Here is a 1,384-nt window from a genome sequence, read left to right on the forward strand (position 1 = left end):
AATCACACCTCATCCCCTACCTTTGCAACGGGAGTGGGTTCGGGCCTCCAGTTGATGTTACTCAACCTTCACCCTGGGCATGACTAGATCACCCGGTTTCGGGTCTACTGCCCGCGACTATGCGCCCTTATCAGACTCGGTTTCCCTTCGCCTCCCCTATACGGTTAAGCTTGCCACGAACAGTAAGTCGCTGACCCATTATACAAAAGGTACGCAGTCACCCTTGCGGGCTCCTACTGCTTGTACGCACACGGTTTCAGGATCTATTTCACTCCCTTCACCAGGGTTCTTTTCGCCTTTCCCTCACGGTACTGGTTCACTATCGGTCGGTCAGGAGTATTTAGCCTTGGAGGATGGTCCCCCCATATTCAGACAGGGTTTCTCGTGCCCCGCCCTACTCGATTTCATCGCATCAGCCCCTTCGCATACAGGGCTGTCACCTTCTACGGCGAACCTTTCCAGGTTCTTTTGCTGAAGCTGATGCAACTTAAGGGCTAGTCCCCGTTCGCTCGTCACTACTTAGGGAATCTCGGTTGATTTCTTTTCCTCCGGGTACTTAGATATTTCAGTTCTCCGGGTTCGCTTCCAGCAGCTATGTATTCACTGCAGGATACCTATTGCTAGGTGGGTTTCCCCATTCGGACATCGCGGGATCAATGCTTGTTGCCAGCTCCCCCACGCTTTTCGCAGGCTGCCACGTCCTTCATCGCCTCTGACCGCCAAGGCATCCACCGTGTGCGCTTATTCGCTTGACCATATAACCCCAAGTTGCCTCGGAGCCATAGGGTTCGGGGGTACAAAGCCCGAACTCGAATATAACGACTCAATTAATAAAGTGTCTCTCGACACTCGCCTTAGCCTCTACGACACGTCATGGACATTCCGTCTCAAAACGCTCGCTACATTCCAGTTTTCAAAGAACGCACCGTAGGCCTCAACGCCTTCGATGCTTCAAATCTTTATGTGTGCGCAATTCAGAGTTTTACCGCTCATCCGTCAGGGTGGTGGGTCTGGGAGGACTCGAACCACCGGCCTCACCCTTATCAGGGGTGCGCTCTAACCACCTGAGCTACAGACCCAATGTACTGACTGACTGGCTGGTGGTGGAGCTTGTCGGGATCGAACCGACGACCCCCTGCTTGCAAAGCAGGTGCTCTCCCAGCTGAGCTAAAGCCCCATCGAAACGGGACGGTCCCACGTCACCCTGTGGCGACGAGGAACTCTGAGTGCAGGTCACTTGTGCGGACGTCCGACGAGCAATTTGCTGTCTTTAGTCTCTAAAGGAGGTGATCCAGCCGCACCTTCCGCTACGGCTACCTTGTTACGACTTCACCCCAGTCATCGGCCACACCGTGGCAAGCGCCCTCCCGAAGGTTAAGCTACC

General features: G+C 54.4%; 2 tRNA genes and 2 rRNA genes. All 4 read right to left on the minus strand.

From position 1 onward, the window contains the following. Positions 1-755: ribosomal RNA gene (locus ABZ855_RS48310) — 23S ribosomal RNA — on the minus strand; the annotation flags it as partial. 247 nt (positions 756-1,002) lie between these two features. Continuing rightward, positions 1,003-1,079: transfer RNA gene (locus ABZ855_RS48315), tRNA-Ile, on the minus strand. Positions 1,080-1,101: 22 nt separating this feature from the next. Beyond that, a tRNA-Ala gene (locus ABZ855_RS48320) sits at positions 1,102-1,177 on the minus strand. A gap of 102 nt (positions 1,178-1,279) precedes the next feature. Further along, positions 1,280-1,384 (minus strand): 16S ribosomal RNA (locus ABZ855_RS48325); the annotation flags it as partial.

Origin of the sequence: Streptomyces sp. NPDC047042, from assembly GCF_040644035.1 — a bacterium.
Lineage (GTDB): Bacteria > Actinomycetota > Actinomycetes > Streptomycetales > Streptomycetaceae > Streptomyces.